This window comes from Streptomyces sp. LARHCF249, from assembly GCF_052871255.1.
Genome location: NZ_JBIXJQ010000013.1, coordinates 117,714 through 133,839 on the forward strand (window position 1 = coordinate 117,714; position 16,126 = coordinate 133,839).

The following is a 16,126-nucleotide window of genomic DNA, read 5'->3' on the forward strand; positions in this document are numbered from 1 at the left end:
CTGTGTCGCAAACACGGCTGTTTTCGGCTTGGCGATCCTGGATGGCCCAGCGTCGTTCGGTGATCTTTTTCGGAATTCGATGTTCACCGTCTCCGACGCGATCGCCGGCGGGGGATTGCTGGTGGGAGCCGTGTACCGATGTACCGGGGGCGCCCGGAAAGAGTGCGGAGCGTTTCCCTCCGCATAACTCTGCGTCGATAAATAAGGTAACCCTTAGTGATGGAGGCCACCAGGAGTGGCCTCGGTCACGGCTTGTCGGCGCTCGACTAATTACGCAACAATGGCGTTGTGAAAAACGGCGAACGGCAGATCGAGACCCCCCAGGGGGAGCTCGCGACCGGGGAGCGGTCAACCCGCAACCGGGTCGCGCGGTCCATCCTGGACCACGGTCCGTCCACCGTCGCCGACCTCGCCCAGCGTCTCGGCCTCACCCAGGCCGCCGTCCGCCGCCACCTCGACACGCTCGTCGCCGACGACGTGGTCGCACCCCGTGAGCAGCGTGTGTACGGCGCACGCACCCGGGGCCGGCCCGCCAAGGTCTTCGCGCTCACCGACTGCGGCCGGGATGCCTTCGACCAGTCCTACGACACGCTCGCCGCGGACGCCCTGCGCTGGATCGCGCAGTCCGTCGGCGGCGGGGAGCGCGGGGAGGCGGCCGTCGCCGCCTTCGCCAGGGCGCGGATGGAAGCGCAGGCGCAGCCCTACCGGGAGGCCGTCGAGGCCGCCGCCCCGGCGGAGCGCGCGGAGGCCCTTGCCAGGGCGTTGACCGCGGACGGGTACGCTGCTACGGCGAAGAGCGCTCCCGGTCCGCACAGCGGTGAACAGCTCTGCCAGCACCACTGCCCGGTCGCACACGTCGCCGAGCAGTTCCCGCAGCTCTGCGAGGCGGAGACCGAGGTCTTCTCCCGCCTGCTCGGGACGCACGTTCAGCGCCTCGCCACGATCGCCCACGGCGACGGGGTGTGCACGACGTTCATTCCGCGTAGCGCGAGCGCCACACAGACCGACACATCAGTATCTGCAAGTACGGCCGGGAGGAACCCCGCATGACCACGGAGACTGCTCACCCTGAGCTCGATGGCCTGGGCACCTACGAATACGGCTGGGCCGACTCCGACGCGGCCGGCGCCGCTGCCAAGCGGGGTCTGTCCGAGGATGTCGTGCGCGACATCTCGGCGAAGAAGTCCGAGCCGGAGTGGATGCTGAAGCTCCGCCTCAAGGGCCTCAAGCTGTTCGACAAGAAGCCCATGCCGAACTGGGGCTCCGACCTCTCGGGCATCGACTTCGACAACATCAAGTACTTCGTGCGCTCCACCGAGAAGCAGGCCGCTTCCTGGGAGGACCTGCCCGAGGACATCAAGAACACGTACGACAAGCTCGGCATCCCGGAGGCGGAGAAGCAGCGCCTCGTCGCCGGTGTCGCGGCACAGTACGAGTCCGAGGTCGTCTACCACCAGATCCGCGAGGACCTGGAGGAGCAGGGCGTCATCTTCCTCGACACGGACACCGCGCTCAAGGAGCACCCGGAGCTCTTCCAGGAGTACTTCGGCACGGTCATCCCGGTCGGCGACAACAAGTTCGCGTCGCTGAACACCGCCGTGTGGTCGGGCGGCTCGTTCATCTACGTGCCCAAGGGCGTCAAGGTCGACATCCCGCTCCAGGCCTACTTCCGCATCAACACGGAGAACATGGGCCAGTTCGAGCGGACGCTGATCATCGTCGACGAGGACGCCTACGTCCACTACGTCGAGGGCTGCACCGCCCCGATCTACTCCTCGGACTCGCTGCACAGCGCCGTGGTCGAGATCATCGTGAAGAAGGGCGGCCGCTGCCGCTACACGACGATCCAGAACTGGTCGAACAACGTCTACAACCTGGTCACCAAGCGCGCCGTGGCGTACGAGGGCGCGACCATGGAGTGGATCGACGGCAACATCGGTTCCAAGGTCACCATGAAGTACCCGGCCGTCTACCTGATGGGCGAGCACGCCAAGGGCGAGACCCTGTCCATCGCCTTCGCGGGCGAGGGCCAGCACCAGGACGCCGGCTCCAAGATGGTCCACATGGCGCCGAACACCTCCTCGAACATCGTCTCGAAGTCGGTGGCCCGAGGCGGCGGCCGCACCTCGTACCGAGGCCTGGTCGAGATCGGCGAGGGCGCCCACGGCTCGAAGTCCAACGTGCTGTGTGACGCGCTCCTGGTCGACACGATCTCCCGCTCGGACACGTACCCCTACGTGGACGTCCGCGAGGACGACGTGTCCATGGGCCACGAGGCGACCGTCTCCAAGGTCTCCGACGACCAGCTCTTCTACCTGATGAGCCGCGGTATGACGGAGTTCGAGGCCATGGCCATGATCGTGCGCGGCTTCGTCGAGCCGATCGCGCGGGAGCTGCCGATGGAGTACGCGCTGGAGCTGAACCGGCTGATCGAGCTGCAGATGGAGGGCTCGGTCGGCTAGTCCCGACCGCCCGAGTCCCGCAGACATTCTTTGACGTAGGAAGAGAGCACGAAGACAGCCATGGCTGAGGCTCAGAACATTCCGGCGGGTTCGACCACCGCCGGCGCGATCGCGGTGGCCGCCGAGTCCACCGTCGCCACCCGGATGAGTGCCCCCCCGTCCTTCGACGTGGCGGACTTCCCCGTGCCCCACGGCCGCGAGGAGGAGTGGCGCTTCACGCCGCTCGCCCGCCTCAAGGGCCTGCACGACGGCACCGCGGTCGCCAGCGGCAGCATGAAGGCCCAGATCGACGCGCCCGAGGGCGTCACCGTCGAGTCGGTGGAGCGCGGCGACGCGCGCATCGGCAAGGCCGGCACCCCGGTGGACCGGATCGCCGCGCAGGCGTTCACGTCCTTCGCCAAGGCCACGGTCGTGACCGTGCCCAAGGAGGCCGTCCTGACCGAGCCCGTGCGCGTCTCGCTGCACGGCGAGGGCGGCACCACCTTCGGCCACACCGTCTTCGACGTGCAGGCCTTCGCCGAGGCCGTCATCGTCATCGACCACACCGGTGACGGCGTGCGCGCCGCCAACGTCGACTTCCTCGTCGGCGACGGCGCCAAGCTCACCGTCGTGTCGGTTCAGGACTGGGACGACACCGCCGTCCACGTCTCCCAGCACAACACGCTGGTCGGCCGTGACGCGACCTTCAAGTCGATCGTGGTCACCTTCGGCGGCGACGTCGTACGCCTCCACCCGCGCGTGAGCTACGCCGGCCCCGGCGGCGAGGCCGAGCTCTTCGGCCTGTACTTCACCGACGCGGGCCAGCACCAGGAGCACCGCCTCCTGGTCACGCACGACGCCCCGCACTGCAAGTCGAACGTGGTCTACAAGGGTGCGCTCCAGGGCCAGGACGCCCACGCGGTCTGGATCGGTGACGTGCTCATCGAGAAGACCGCCGAGGGCACCGACACCTACGAGATGAACCGCAACCTCGTCCTGACGGACGGCGCGCGGGTCGACTCGGTGCCGAACCTGGAGATCGAGACCGGCGAGATCGTCGGCGCCGGCCACGCCTCGGCGACCGGCCGCTTCGACGACGAGCAGCTGTTCTACCTGCAGGCCCGCGGCATTCCGGCCGACGAGGCCCGCCGCCTGGTCGTGCGCGGCTTCTTCGCCGAGCTCGTCCAGCAGATCGGTGTCCCGGACATCGAGGAGCGCCTGCTCGGCAAGATCGAGACCGAGCTCCAGGGTTCCGTCTGATGAATTACGTCAAGGCCTGCACGCTGAGCGAGCTGGAGGAGAACACCCCCAAGAGGGTGGAACTCGACGGCACGCCGGTGTCCATCGTCTCCACCGAGGGCGAGGTGTTCGCGATCAACGACATCTGCTCGCACGCGAACGTCTCGCTCTCGGAGGGCGAGGTCGAGGACTGCATGATCGAGTGCTGGCTGCACGGGTCGGCCTTCGACCTGCGCACCGGCAAGCCCTCCGGTCTGCCCGCGACCCGCCCCGTACCCGTATACCCCGTAAAGATCGAAGGGGACGACGTGCTCGTCTCCCTCACCCAGGAGTCCTGAGGTATCCATGGCAACGCTTGAAATCCACGACCTGCACGTCTCCGTCGAGGCCGAGAACGGCGCCCGCGAGATCCTCAAGGGCGTCGACCTCACCGTCAAGCAGGGTGAGACGCACGCCATCATGGGTCCGAACGGCTCCGGCAAGTCCACCCTGGCGTACTCGCTGGCCGGTCACCCGAAGTACACCATCACCGGTGGCACCGTGACCCTCGACGGCGAAGACGTCCTGGAGATGTCCGTCGACGAGCGCGCCCGCGCCGGCGTCTTCCTCGCCATGCAGTACCCGGTCGAGGTCCCCGGAGTCTCGGTCTCCAACTTCCTGCGCACCTCCGCCACCGCCATCCGCGGCGAGGCCCCGAAGCTGCGTACCTGGGTGAAGGAGGTCAAGTCCGCGATGGAGCAGCTCCACATGGACCCGGCCTTCGCCGAGCGCAACGTCAACGAGGGCTTCTCCGGCGGCGAGAAGAAGCGCCACGAGATCCTCCAGCTCGAGCTCCTCAAGCCGAAGATCGCGATCCTCGACGAGACCGACTCCGGCCTGGACGTCGACGCGCTGCGCATCGTCTCGGAGGGCGTCAACCGGGTCCGCGAGACCGGTGAGGTCGGCACCCTGCTGATCACCCACTACACGCGCATCCTGCGCTACATCAAGCCCGACTTCGTGCACGTGTTCGCGAACGGCCGTATCGCCGAGTCCGGCGGCGCCGAGCTCGCCGACCAGCTGGAGGCCGAGGGTTACGACAAGTACGTGAAGGGTGGCGCGACCGCGTGACACAGCTGCCTGGCCTCCTCGACACCGAGGCGATCCGCAAGGACTTCCCCCTGCTGGATCGTGTGGTCCACGACGGGAAGAAGATCGTTTACCTGGACAACGCGGCGACTTCGCAGAAGCCGCGCCAGGTGCTCGACGCGCTGAACGAGTACTACGAGCAGCACAACGCCAACGTCCACCGTGGCGTGCACGTGCTCGCCGAGGAGGCCACGGCGCTGTACGAGGGTGCCCGCGACAAGGTCGCCACCTTCATCAACGCACCGAGCCGCGACGAGGTGATCTTCACCAAGAACGCCTCGGAGTCGCTCAACCTGGTCGCGAACATGCTCGGCTGGGCGGACGAGCCCTACCGGGTCGACCGCGAAACCGAGATCGTCATCACGGAGATGGAGCACCACTCCAACATCGTGCCGTGGCAGCTGCTCTCGCAGCGCACCGGTGCGAAGCTGAAGTGGTTCGGCCTCACCGACGACGGCCGGCTCGACCTGTCCACCATCGAAGAGGTCATCACGGAGAAGACGAAGATCGTCTCCTTCACACTGGTCTCCAACATCATGGGCACGGTCAACCCGGTCGAGGCGATCGTCCGCCGCGCCCAGGACGTCGGCGCGCTCGTGCTGATCGACGCCTCCCAGGCCGCTCCGCACATGCCGCTGGACGTGCAGGAGCTCGGCGCCGACTTCGTGGCCTTCACCGGCCACAAGATGTGCGGCCCGACCGGCATCGGCGTGCTCTGGGGCCGCCAGGAGCTCCTGGAGGACCTGCCCCCGTTCCTCGGCGGCGGCGAGATGATCGAGACCGTGTCGATGCACGCCTCGACGTACGCCCCGGCGCCGCACAAGTTCGAGGCCGGTACGCCCCCGATCGCCCAGGCCGTCGGCCTCGGCGCGGCCGTGGACTACCTGACCGCGATCGGCATGGACAAGATCGCCGCGCACGAGCACGCGCTCACCGAGTACGCGATCAAGCGCCTCGCCGAAGTGCCCGACCTGCGGATCATCGGCCCCACCACGGCCGAGGACCGCGGCGCGGCGATCTCCTTCGTGCTCGGCGACATCCACCCGCACGACGTCGGCCAGGTGCTGGACGAGCAGGGCATCGCGGTCCGCGTGGGACACCACTGCGCGCGCCCGGTCTGCCTGCGGTACGGAATTCCGGCGACGACCCGAGCGTCTTTCTACCTGTACTCCTCTCCGGCGGACGTCGACGCGCTGATCGACGGGCTGGAGCACGTACGGAACTTCTTCGGCTGAGGCAGGGAAGACGAGGGTGATGAAGATGGCGGAGTCGCTGTGAAGCTGGATTCGATGTACCAGGAACTGATCCTGGACCACTACAAGCACCCGCACGGGCGTGGCCTGCGCGACGGCGACGCCGAGGTGCACCACGTCAACCCGACGTGCGGTGACGAGATCACGCTGCGCGTGAAGTACGACGGCGAGACGCTGACCGACGTCTCGTACGAGGGCCAGGGCTGCTCCATCAGCCAGGCGAGCGCGTCCGTACTGAACGAGCTGCTCGTCGGCAAGCAGCTGGCCGAGGCGCAGAAGATCCAGGGCGTGTTCCTGGAGCTGATGCAGTCCAAGGGCAAGCTGGAGCCGACCGAGGAGATGGAGGAGGTGCTGGAGGACGCGGTCGCGTTCGTCGGCGTCTCCAAGTACCCGGCGCGTGTGAAATGTGCTCTGCTGAGCTGGATGGCGTGGAAGGACGCGACGGCCCAGGCACTGGGCGACGCGGAGAGGAAGACGGCATGACCGAGAACGCGACGCCCGAGGCGTCGACCAAGCCGGCCACCGAGGAAGAGGTCCGCGAGGCCCTCTACGACGTGGTCGACCCCGAGCTGGGCATCGATGTCGTCAACCTGGGCCTGATCTACGGCATCCACATCGACGACGCGAACATCGCCACCCTCGACATGACGCTGACCTCGGCGGCCTGCCCGCTGACGGACGTCATCGAGGACCAGGCGAAGTCGGCTACGGACGGCATCGTCAACGAACTGCGCATCAACTGGGTCTGGATGCCGCCGTGGGGCCCGGACAAGATCACGGACGACGGCCGTGAGCAGCTGCGCGCGCTCGGCTTCAACGTCTGACCGCCTGCGTGTGAGGGCCCCCGGCACTGTCGTGCCGGGGGCCCTTCCCGTTGTCGGCTGTCCGGCTCACCCCCGGCCGCGGTGAGCGGGGCGGGAGCCAGCCGCCGCCCCGGTGGGTCCAGTGCTGCGTCATCCGCGGCCCCCCTTGTCGCCGGAGGCGGACAGGGTAGCGCCGTGGGCCGCAGGAGTCCCGAGTACCGCATGCGTACGGGCGTACACAACGTTGTGTACCCTTGTACACATGCCCTACGTACTGCTTGCCGCGGCCATCGCCGCCGAGGTCGCCGGGACCACCGCCATGAAGTACAGCGACGGCTTCACCAAGCTGTGGCCCTCGCTGGGCACGCTGCTCGGCTACGCCATCGCCTTCACCCTGCTCGCGCAGACGCTGAAGACGATGTCGGTGGGCACGGCGTACGCGATATGGGCCGGGGTGGGGACCGCCGCGATCGCGGCCATAGGCATGGTGTTCCTGGGGGAGGCGGCCACCGCCGCGAAGATCGCCGGGATCGCGCTGGTGATCGGGGGCGTGGTGCTGCTGAACCTCGGAGGGGCGCACTGATGGCCCCCGGCGTGCGCAGGTACGACCCCGAGCGGCGCCAGCGGATCATCGACGCGGCGATCCGGGTGGTCGGCGCCAAGGGCATCGCCGGCCTGAGCCACCGCAGCGCCGCCGCGGAGGCCGACGTACCGCTCGGGTCGACCACGTACCACTTCAAGACCCTGGACGACCTGCTGGTCGCGGCTTTGCGCCAGGCCAACGAGGGCTTCTCGCAGGCGGTGGCGGACGCGCCGGCGCTGGCCGATCCGGGGGCGGACCTCGCCCAGGCGCTCGCCCGTCTGCTCGGCGAATTCCTGGCGGCGGACCGCGGGCGGGTGGAGCTGGAGTACGAGCTCTACCTCGCGGCCCTGCGGCGCCCGGCGCTGCGGCCGGTGGCGGCGGAGTGGTGCGAGTCCGTGGCCGCGGCGCTGACCCCGCGCACGGATCCGGCGACGGCCCGGGCGCTGGTCGCCGTCATGGACGGCATGAGCCTCCAGGTCCTGCTGACGGACGCGGAGTACGACGAACCGTACGCGCGCGAGATCCTGGGCCGGGTCCTGCGGCCACAGCGCTAGCCGGCGGAGCGGACGGCGGTCAGGGCGGCCTGGACGCTCGCCTCGATGTCCTGGATCGGGTAGAAGACCTCGCGCACCGTGCGGTCCCGGTCGAGGACCAGGGTCAGCCGCTTGATCCGGGTCACGCCCGCCGCGCGGAACGTCGGCAGCCGCAGCGCCGCCGTCAGGGCCAGCTCCGCGTCCGACAGGAGCGGGAAGCGCAGCCGCTCCCGCTCCGCGAACTCCCGCTGCTCGTCCGGGCGCTGCGTCGACACCCCGTGCACGGTGGCACCCGCCGCGGTGAACTCCGCGAGCTGGTCGCGGTAGGTGCACGACTCGAACGTGCAGCCCTTGGCGCCCGGGATCCCGGCCCAGCCGGGCGGGTAGGACTCGGCGCGCGCGTAGGCGCCCGGGAAGCAGTACAGGACCGTGAACGCGGTGTCCGCCACCGGGTCGCTGAGCTCGCCGAAACGGTCCGGCAGCAGCAGCTCGGGCAGCCGGGTGCCGCGCAGCCCGTGGACCCGCTCCGCCTCCCGCGAGGCCTCCGCGGTCGTCGCCGTCATCTCTCCCTCTCCCAGGATCCAGCTGTCCCCCCAGTCCTGGAGGGCCACCAGCACCGGCAGCAGCCCCCGCCCGCGCGGGGTCAGCCGGTACTCGTGCCGCACCGGGCGCTCCCGGTACGGCTCGCGCGTCAGCACCCCGGCCTCGACCAGCAGCTTCAGCCGCTCGGCCAGCACCTTGCGGGACATCCCCAGCTCGCGCTGGAGCTCGTCGAAGCGGTGCAGGCCGCGCGCGGTGTCGCGGACGATCAGCAGCGTCCACCAGTCGCCCACCACGTCGAGGGCCTGGGCGATGGAGCAGTCCGCGTCGCCGAGGTGTGTGCGCTGGGCCATGGGCACTCCTTTGTCCGTTGACCCAAGGCTGTCATGCTGACATAGTCCGTTCCCAAAAGGAACTTAGGCGTTGAGGGATGCGGGGGACACGGGTGTGCTGCAGGGGTTCAGAGACGTACCGAGGACGGTGTGGCTGCTGGCCGCGGGAGTCTTCGTCAACGCCGTCGTCAGCTGCACGTTCGTCTTCGTCTTCGTCTGGCTGACCGGCCCGCGCGGACTCGGGGCCGCCCAGGCGGGCCTGATCGTCGGCATCGGCGGAGTCGGACTGGTCGCCGGGAACTTCACCGGAGGCTGGTACGGGGACCGCTTCGGCCACCGCCGGGTGCTGCTCGCCGCCTCCACCCTGGGCGGTCTCGTCCTCATGACGCTCCCGTCCCTGTCCACCGCGCTGCTGTACGCGGCCCTGCCGCTCGCCCAGTACGCGTCGGGGGTGATCCGGGCCGCCAACTCCGCGCTGGTCGCCGTCACCGTGCCCGAGGGCTCCCGGCGCCAGGCCTTCGCCGTCACCCGCTGCCTGTCCAACGGCGGATTCACGCTGGGCACTCCGCTCGGCGCCCTGGTCGCCACCGGGCTCTCGTACGACTGGCTCTTCGTCGCGGAAGGCCTCGGCACGCTCTTCTTCGCCCTCTGGACCGCCCGGGTCCTCCCGGCCGGGGCAGCCGCAGTCCCCTCCGCGGCCCCGGACGGGGGTCTGGGCCGCGGAGGGCTGTGGCGGGAGCTGCGCGCACGGCCCGCCGTACTCGTCCTGCTCGGCGCGATCGTCGTCGCCGACGTCGTCTACCGGCAGCACTACACGACCTTCCCCGTCTTCCTCGCCGAGCACGGCCTGGACACCCGCGCCTACGGACTCCTCATCGCGATCAACGGCGGCGTCATCCTGCTCCTGGAGATCCCCGCCGCCCTCGCCCTGCGCCGGCGCTCCCCGCTGCACATCATCGGCACCGGCCTGGTACTGGTGGGCGGCGGCTACGCGATGCTGGTGCTCGGCGCGGGCGTCGCCGCCGCCGTCGCGATGATGGTGCTCCTCACGCTCGGGGAGATCCTCTACAAGACCACGGCCACCGCGTACGTGGCGGACCAGTCGCCCGAGCACGCCGTCGGCCGCTTCCAGAGCCTGTACGCCGGAGTCTCCGTCAGCGGGGTGGTGCTCGCCGCGCCGCTCGGCGGAGCCCTGTACGCGGCCGCGCCGGGCCTGCTGTGGCCGCTGTGCGCGGTGCTCGCGGCGGCGGCGGGCGGGGCGGTGCTGTGGACGGGCCGGCGGGCGGGCCTGCGGGCGGACCTGGGGGAGGACACGCGGGCGGACCTGCGGGCGGACCGGCGGGCCGGCCGACACGTTGCGACCGGCACTTGAGACCGGTTCGCGACCTCGGGCGCCCGCCGGTTAGGTTTCTGGCATGACTGCTACGCGTACCACCGGCGCCGTCGCCGCCGGACTTGCCACCCTCACCGCCGACGGCACCGTCCTCGACACCTGGTTCCCCGCCCCCGAGCTGGTCGCCGAGCCCGGCCCGGCCGGCACCGAGCGCCTCACCGCCGACCAGGCCGTGGAACTGCTGGGCGCCGGCGCGGCGAAGGCGATCCGCCAGGACGCGATCCGCGGCGTCGAGGTCGTGGCCGTCCGTACGGTGATCTCCTCCCTGGAGGACAAGCCGCTGGACGCGCACGACACGTACCTGCGCCTGCACCTGCTCAGCCACCGCCTGGTCAAGCCGCACGGCCAGAGCCTCGACGGGATCTTCGGCCTGCTCGCCAACGTGGCCTGGACCTCGCTGGGCCCGGTCGCCGTCGACCAGGTCGAGACCGTCCGCCTCAACGCGCGCGCCGAGGGCCTGCACCTCCAGGTCACCTCGATCGACAAGTTCCCCCGCATGACGGACTACGTCGCCCCCAAGGGCGTGCGCATCGCCGACGCGGACCGCGTCCGCCTCGGCGCGCACCTCGCCGAGGGCACCACCGTCATGCACGAGGGCTTCGTCAACTTCAACGCCGGCACCCTGGGCACCTCCATGGTCGAGGGCCGCATCTCGGCGGGCGTCGTGGTCGGCGACGGCTCCGACATCGGCGGCGGCGCCTCCACGATGGGCACCCTCTCGGGCGGCGGCAAGCAGATCATCTCGATCGGCGAGCGCACCCTGGTCGGCGCCGAGGCGGGCGTCGGCATCGCGCTCGGCGACGAGTGCGTCGTAGAGGCCGGCCTCTACGTGACCGCGGGCACCCGCGTCACCCTCCCGGACGGCCAGATCGTCAAGGCCCTGGAGCTCTCCGGCGCCAGCAACATCCTCTTCCGCCGCAACTCGGTCACCGGCACCGTCGAGGCCCGCCCGTACAAGGCGGCCTGGGGCGGCCTGAACGAGATCCTGCACAGCCACAACTGACCCGCGCGGGGCCGGTACCCGAAAGCGCCCTCCCACCCCGGCCGGGGTGGGAGGGCGCTTTCACGTGGTCGGGGTCAGCGCGGCGGGATCGTGCGGATCAGGCCCGCGAAGGCCTGCCGCTCCGCCTCGGTCAGCTCCACCGACTCCATCGGGTGCGAGGCCGGGCTGCGCTGGGCCGGGATCACCGGGAGGCCCTCGACGGCGACTGGCTCCGGGTGGTGGAAGCGGCTGTCCCACAGCATGTGGCCGAGCCCGGCCACCCAGACGAGGGCGGCCACGAACAGGACGGCGAGGCCGATTTCCTGGGCGAGGGTGATGGAGGGGAACACGCGGTCCTCCGGGGAGTGCGGGGTACAAGGCGGTACAAGATCGGGCGTGTGGACACTCAACACCACGGGCGCTCGATTCGGTAGAGATGTGTCGAGCGTCACGCCAGGGTCGAAAGTCCCCGACTTGTCCGACAACGCCCCCGCCCTCTCCGTAATGATCTTGCCTGTTCGGGGGCCCTTACGGCTCGAGGCGCAGCTTGAAGCCCTCGTGGCTGCGCGCGAAGCCCAGGCGCTCGTAGAAGCGGTGGGCGGCGCCCCGCCGCTTGTTGCTGGTCAGCTGCACCAGGCCGCAGCCCCGCTCGCGGGCACGCTCCACGGCCCGCTTCATCAGCTCCGCGCCCAGCCCGCCGCCCCGCAGGTCCGCGCGGACCCGTACCGCCTCGACCAGCGCCCGCTCCTGCCCGCCCTGGCCGAGGCCCGGTACGTACGTCAACTGCAGGCAGCCCAGGACGACCCCGTCCGTGTCATCCGCGAGGACGAGCATCTCGTTGCGGGCGTCCGCTTCGATGGCGGCGAAGGCGCGCTCCCGCGCCTCGTCGACGACGACCGCGTCCGGCTCCACGACCCGGTCCTCGTCGGCCAGCAGGGCGAGTACGGCGGGCAGATCGGCGCGCGTGGCGGTACGGAAGATCATGCCCGGAGTGTGGCAGAGGGCCCGGAGGGGACGGCCTGCGGGCCCTCTGCGGTCATGGGGCTACGGCTTGAAGCGCAGCACCTGCGGGTCGTGGTCGCTGTTCTGGTCCGCGAACTCCGCGTTGATGTGGACGCTGTCGTACGTGAACTTCTTGATCGCCGGGCTGGTCAGGATCTGGTCCAGCACCTGGGCGTTGCCCTGGAAGACGTACGAGTACCGCTCGGACTTCGGCAGCGACTTGATCGCCGGGTACAGCGCCCCGCCGTCGGCCAGCGCGTCCGTCGTCGCCGAGAACTCGAAGTCGTTGATGTCGCCGAGGACCAGGACGTTCGCGTTCTTCTCGGCCGCCAGGATCTCCTTGACGAAGCCGTTCACGGCCTGCGCCTGGAGCAGTCGCTTCTCCTCCGACTTGCGCACCGGCGGCTGGTGGTGCGAGGTCAGGCCCTCGTCGCCGCCCTTGGAGCCGAAGTGGTTGGCGATCACGAAGACCGTCTTGCCGCGGAAGGTGAACTCGGCCGCGAGGGGCTTGCGGCTGTCGGCCCACGCCGGGTTCGCCGGGTCGATGCGGCCGGGGGAGTGGGTCAGGGCGGCCTTGCCGTTCTCCTCGACCACGCCGGTCGCCGTCACCGCGTCACCCGGGGCGCGCTCGGTGAAGGAGACCCGCGCCGGGTTGAAGAGGAACACCTGGCGGATGTTGCCGCCGGGCTCGCCGCCGTCCTTCTTGTCCTCCGGGTTGACGGTCCGCCACTGGTAGGCCGGGCCGCCCGCCGCCGCGATCGCGGTGGTGAACTTCGTCAGCGTCTGCTCGGCGGACACGGTGCCGTCGTTCTTGGCGCCGTTGTCGTCCTGGATCTCCTCCAGGGCGAGGATGTCGGGGGAGGCCAGGTTCTCGACGACCGCCTTGGCGAGCGCGTCGAACTTCTCCTGCGGGTCCGTCGGGTCGAGGTTCTCGACGTTGTACGTGGCCACCGCGAGCTCGTGCTCGGCCTGCGGCTTGGTCTTCTCGGGGGCGAGGGTGCCCGCCTTGACGGTGCCGAGGGTGCGCGCCACCAGGGTGTAGCCGCCGAACTGGTTGAAGTCCAGCGGGCCCTCGGTGGTGCCCGTCAGCTTGTCGCCGACGTTGGCCACCGGGAAGGGCTGCTGCGCGAAGGGCGCGAGCTGCTGGATCTGGAGGCGGCCGGTGTTCTGGGACTCGTAGGAGCCGTAGAGCGTGCCGCCGCGCTTGGTGGGGTTCTCCCAGCCCTTCACGGTGACCCACAGCTCCGCGTACGGGTCGGTGGCGCCGACCACGCGCGAGGTGCCGATCTTGACGTTCATGCCCTCGAGGGACTCGTAGAAGTCCAGGGCGTAGCGCGAGGGCTCCAGGGCCAGGCCGTTGATGCTGCCGGCGGCGGCCGGGTCGCCGGCCGGGGCGTACGCGGCGGGCACCGTGTACTCGTTGATCGCGGCGGCCTCGGGCAGCGCGTTGCCGGAGGAGACGACCGTCACGACCGGCTTCGATATCTGGGTCACCGACTGGTTGCCGGAGTTGAGGCCGCCGGGGACGTACTCGCCGACCAGGCCGGAGACCTTGACCGCGTCGCCCACGGCGACGGTCGGCACCGAGCTGGTGAAGACGAACACGCCTTCGCTGGTGGCCTCGTTGTCGTCGGCGTCCGGGTCCTGGATCCAGAAGCCGCGCGAACCGTACGTCCGCACGCCCGTCACGATGCCCTCGACGTCGGCGACCTGCTTGCCGGCGAAGGGGGATATCCGGGTGCTGCCCTGGATGTCGTGAATGCGTACCGGACCGTCGGTCGCAGAGCCTTCGGCCGCGCCGGCGGAGCCCGCCAGCAGGCCGGTGGCCAGTGCGGTGGCGACGAGGGCCGCGACGGCGGCGGAACGGGGATGCGAGGAGCGCATAAGCGGGAACTCCGGTGTGGGATGAGGGGACGGCAGGGATGGACGGGATTGCGGCAGGAGTTCTGCGGGAGGCTTGCGGCTCCCGAAACATCTACGCGCGTCAATTTCCTGTGTGGCCAGCAACGTTGTCAAGGGCTCCAGGGAATACGGCAGCTGACTGTGGGATGAACCAAAGGCGATGGCCCGCCGGACCCGCCCGAAATGCGTCTACGCTGGGTCGCCGGACGGGCCGGCCGGCCGACGAACCGACCGTTACCGCACGGCAGGTACGACCCCGACCCGCCCGGGCCCGCCCTACTCCGCCCCACCACTGCGCGATCCGCGAGGAGAACCGACCCATGTCCGCAGAGCCGCACCCCACGCTGCCGCCGGTACGGCTGCACTCCGATGCGGAGCTGGCCCGCGACGCCCTCGTCGCCCCGCTGTTCGCCCGCGCGGTACGGCTGGCGCGCTGGGCCGGACCCGGCACCCGCGTCGACGCCGGCGGCGAACTCGTCGCCGACCAGCTCCCCGAGGCCGCCGCGGCGCTCGGCCTCGACGCCGCCGACGCGGACTGCGCGGTCTACGCGAGCCAGGCCTGGCGGGTGGCCCTGGACACCGGCCTGGTGGACGTGACCGAGCCGGAGGAGGGGGGCGGGGAAGCCGCAGCCGGCGGGGCGCAAGCACACCCGGAGGAGCTGCACTTCGGCACCGCGGCACCCGGTGAGGACCTCGCGCTGGTGACGAGCGGGGCGCCCGGCGACGTACTCGACCTGTGGCTGGCGGCCCTGGACAGCGTGCTGGCCGACGCGGCCGTGCCCGACCTGGACGACCTCGTCGACGCGATGGACACGGGCGGGGAGATCGACTTCGAGCGGCTGGACTGGAACCCGCGGCGCGAGGAGGACTTCCTCGACGCGGTCCTCGCCAACCTCTACCTGCTCACCGTCACCGAGGGCGGGGCGGCGGACCGGCCGGTTCCGCTGCCGGTGCTCGCCGCGTCCATGGTGGTGCCCGACGACATGAGCGAGCCGACCGACGCCGTACTGGAGCAGGTCTCGGACGCGATGATGCGCCTCGACGACCAGTTCCGGCAGCTGGAGCCCATCGGACTGGTCGAGTTCCGGCCCGTCGACGAGGAGCTGATGGCGGAGGCGGACGACGAGCAGATCGCCGCCGCCGGCGGGGTCGACCCCGACGACGAGGACGTCTCCCGCTACGGGATGGTCCGCCTGACCCCGCTCGGCCTCTACGGCATCCGCGCCCGGATGCTGGAGGCCGGGGTCGAGGCCCCCGCCGTGGGCGAACTGGCCGACAAGGGCGCGGACGCGCTGCTCGACGCGGTCTCCCACTACGCGGAGAGCGCAGCCCAGGCCGAGATCGAGGCCTGGCTGGCCGGCCGCGACGTGCCCACGGCCGTCGCCGAGCTGCTGGCCGCGGCGCGCGGCGACGACGAGGGCGCCCCGCTGCGCCGGCTGCGCTGCCAGCAGGCCCTCGCACCGGCCGGGCCGGAGGCCGAGCCCGCCGTGCGCGCGGTGCTGGACGATGGGGAGCTGGGCGGGCTCGCCCGGGTCTGGCTGGCCGAGCGCGGCGCGGCCGACGTGCCGGCGCCGGACGCGACGATGGTGTTCTGGCTGACGGTCGACACGATCGCGGCGCAGCTCGCCGCCGACGGGGAGACCGAGGAGCTGCCGCTGCTGATGGAGACCCTGACCGCCCATCACGCCGGGTTCTTCGAGCAGGTGTGGCGGGTGGAGCACCCGGCGACCGTGTTCGTCCTGGAGGCGATGGGGCGGCTGCACCCGGACAAGAAGGCGGCGAAGGAGGCCCGCAAGGCCGCGTTCAAGGCGCGGTCGCGGCAGTCCTGAGCGCCGCCGGGAGCGGGTGGGGGAGCGGGGCGACGGCGCGGGGACGGCCGTGCCCGGGCGCGGCCGACGTGCCCGGGCGCGGCCGGGCGTCGGCAATGCGTCAATTTCGCGGCCGGAGTTGGCCATTCCGCCCACGGGCAAGGGGTCGGTTGCCCTTACGGGGTAG

At 70.6% G+C, this 16,126-nt stretch carries 17 protein-coding genes; 13 read left to right on the forward strand and 4 right to left on the reverse strand.

All coding sequences use genetic code 11. The features are described 5' to 3' along the window. The first annotated feature begins 288 nt into the window (after window positions 1-288). The 10 genes from ACIPUC_RS31010 (at window position 289) to ACIPUC_RS31055 (ending at window position 8,001) form a co-directional block, all read left to right on the forward strand. Entirely contained in the window at window positions 289-1,050 is a 762-nt protein-coding gene (locus ACIPUC_RS31010) for a helix-turn-helix transcriptional regulator (RefSeq protein ID WP_446593705.1), read from the forward strand. Then, window positions 1,047-2,462 (forward strand): Fe-S cluster assembly protein SufB, encoded by a 1,416-nt coding sequence (sufB, locus tag ACIPUC_RS31015; protein ID WP_030707002.1) that lies wholly within the window; start codon window positions 1,047-1,049, stop codon window positions 2,460-2,462. Before ACIPUC_RS31010 ends, sufB begins: the two co-directional genes overlap by 4 nt. A gap of 60 nt (window positions 2,463-2,522) precedes the next feature. Next, a complete protein-coding gene (gene sufD / locus ACIPUC_RS31020; RefSeq protein WP_446593706.1) occupies window positions 2,523-3,701 on the forward strand; it encodes a Fe-S cluster assembly protein SufD in 1,179 nt (392 codons plus the stop codon). Further along, window positions 3,701-4,018, forward strand: coding sequence for a bifunctional 3-phenylpropionate/cinnamic acid dioxygenase ferredoxin subunit (locus tag ACIPUC_RS31025; protein WP_362302161.1), 318 nt, complete (start codon window positions 3,701-3,703; stop codon window positions 4,016-4,018). The genes sufD and ACIPUC_RS31025 overlap by 1 nt, the downstream gene beginning before the upstream one ends. Before the next feature lie 7 nt (window positions 4,019-4,025). Further along, window positions 4,026-4,790, forward strand: coding sequence for a Fe-S cluster assembly ATPase SufC (gene sufC / locus ACIPUC_RS31030; RefSeq protein ID WP_351291360.1), 765 nt, complete (start codon window positions 4,026-4,028; stop codon window positions 4,788-4,790). Next, window positions 4,787-6,043, forward strand: coding sequence for a cysteine desulfurase (locus ACIPUC_RS31035; protein WP_446593707.1), 1,257 nt, complete (start codon window positions 4,787-4,789; stop codon window positions 6,041-6,043). Before sufC ends, ACIPUC_RS31035 begins: the two co-directional genes overlap by 4 nt. A gap of 39 nt (window positions 6,044-6,082) precedes the next feature. Then, window positions 6,083-6,544 carry a Fe-S cluster assembly sulfur transfer protein SufU gene (gene sufU, locus ACIPUC_RS31040; RefSeq protein WP_362389978.1) on the forward strand — a complete coding sequence of 154 codons (462 nt, stop codon included), beginning with the start codon at window positions 6,083-6,085 and terminating at the stop codon, window positions 6,542-6,544. Beyond that, window positions 6,541-6,885 carry a metal-sulfur cluster assembly factor gene (locus ACIPUC_RS31045; protein WP_030027092.1) on the forward strand — a complete coding sequence of 115 codons (345 nt, stop codon included), beginning with the start codon at window positions 6,541-6,543 and terminating at the stop codon, window positions 6,883-6,885. Before sufU ends, ACIPUC_RS31045 begins: the two co-directional genes overlap by 4 nt. Window positions 6,886-7,126: 241 nt before the next feature. Then, on the forward strand, window positions 7,127-7,447 hold the full coding sequence (locus ACIPUC_RS31050; protein ID WP_030846229.1) for a DMT family transporter: 321 nt from the start codon (window positions 7,127-7,129) through the stop codon (window positions 7,445-7,447). Continuing rightward, a complete protein-coding gene (locus ACIPUC_RS31055) occupies window positions 7,447-8,001 on the forward strand; it encodes a TetR/AcrR family transcriptional regulator (protein WP_446593708.1) in 555 nt (184 codons plus the stop codon). Before ACIPUC_RS31050 ends, ACIPUC_RS31055 begins: the two co-directional genes overlap by 1 nt. Here the strand turns inward: ACIPUC_RS31055 and ACIPUC_RS31060 are convergent. Continuing rightward, on the reverse strand, window positions 7,998-8,873 hold the full coding sequence (locus tag ACIPUC_RS31060; RefSeq protein ID WP_446593709.1) for a winged helix-turn-helix transcriptional regulator: 876 nt from the start codon (window positions 8,871-8,873) through the stop codon (window positions 7,998-8,000). The two genes, ACIPUC_RS31055 and ACIPUC_RS31060, sit on opposite strands and share 4 nt — an antisense overlap. Before the next feature lie 70 nt (window positions 8,874-8,943). Here ACIPUC_RS31060 and ACIPUC_RS31065 point away from each other — a divergent pair, with 70 nt between their 5' ends. Both ACIPUC_RS31065 and dapD read left to right on the forward strand, forming a co-directional pair. Beyond that, window positions 8,944-10,224 carry an MFS transporter gene (locus ACIPUC_RS31065; RefSeq protein WP_446593710.1) on the forward strand — a complete coding sequence of 427 codons (1,281 nt, stop codon included), beginning with the start codon at window positions 8,944-8,946 and terminating at the stop codon, window positions 10,222-10,224. 43 nt (window positions 10,225-10,267) lie between these two features. Next, window positions 10,268-11,248 carry a 2,3,4,5-tetrahydropyridine-2,6-dicarboxylate N-succinyltransferase gene (gene dapD, locus ACIPUC_RS31070; RefSeq protein WP_446593711.1) on the forward strand — a complete coding sequence of 327 codons (981 nt, stop codon included), beginning with the start codon at window positions 10,268-10,270 and terminating at the stop codon, window positions 11,246-11,248. A 74-nt stretch (window positions 11,249-11,322) separates the two neighbouring features. Here the strand turns inward: dapD and ACIPUC_RS31075 are convergent, their stop codons facing one another. The 3 genes from ACIPUC_RS31075 to ACIPUC_RS31085 form a co-directional block, all read right to left on the reverse strand. Beyond that, window positions 11,323-11,577: a hypothetical protein gene (locus tag ACIPUC_RS31075; protein ID WP_446593712.1), complete on the reverse strand. Its 255-nt coding sequence runs from the start codon at window positions 11,575-11,577 to the stop codon at window positions 11,323-11,325. A 178-nt stretch (window positions 11,578-11,755) separates the two neighbouring features. Next, window positions 11,756-12,211 carry an N-acetyltransferase family protein gene (locus ACIPUC_RS31080; RefSeq protein WP_446593713.1) on the reverse strand — a complete coding sequence of 152 codons (456 nt, stop codon included), beginning with the start codon at window positions 12,209-12,211 and terminating at the stop codon, window positions 11,756-11,758. Window positions 12,212-12,271: 60 nt separating this feature from the next. Then, a complete protein-coding gene (locus ACIPUC_RS31085; RefSeq protein ID WP_446593714.1) occupies window positions 12,272-14,113 on the reverse strand; it encodes an endonuclease/exonuclease/phosphatase family protein in 1,842 nt (613 codons plus the stop codon). Between the two features lie 338 nt (window positions 14,114-14,451). Between ACIPUC_RS31085 and ACIPUC_RS31090 the strand changes: the two genes are divergently transcribed. Then, window positions 14,452-15,960 (forward strand): hypothetical protein, encoded by a 1,509-nt coding sequence (locus tag ACIPUC_RS31090; RefSeq protein WP_446593715.1) that lies wholly within the window; start codon window positions 14,452-14,454, stop codon window positions 15,958-15,960. Window positions 15,961-16,126: the final 166 nt, after the last annotated feature.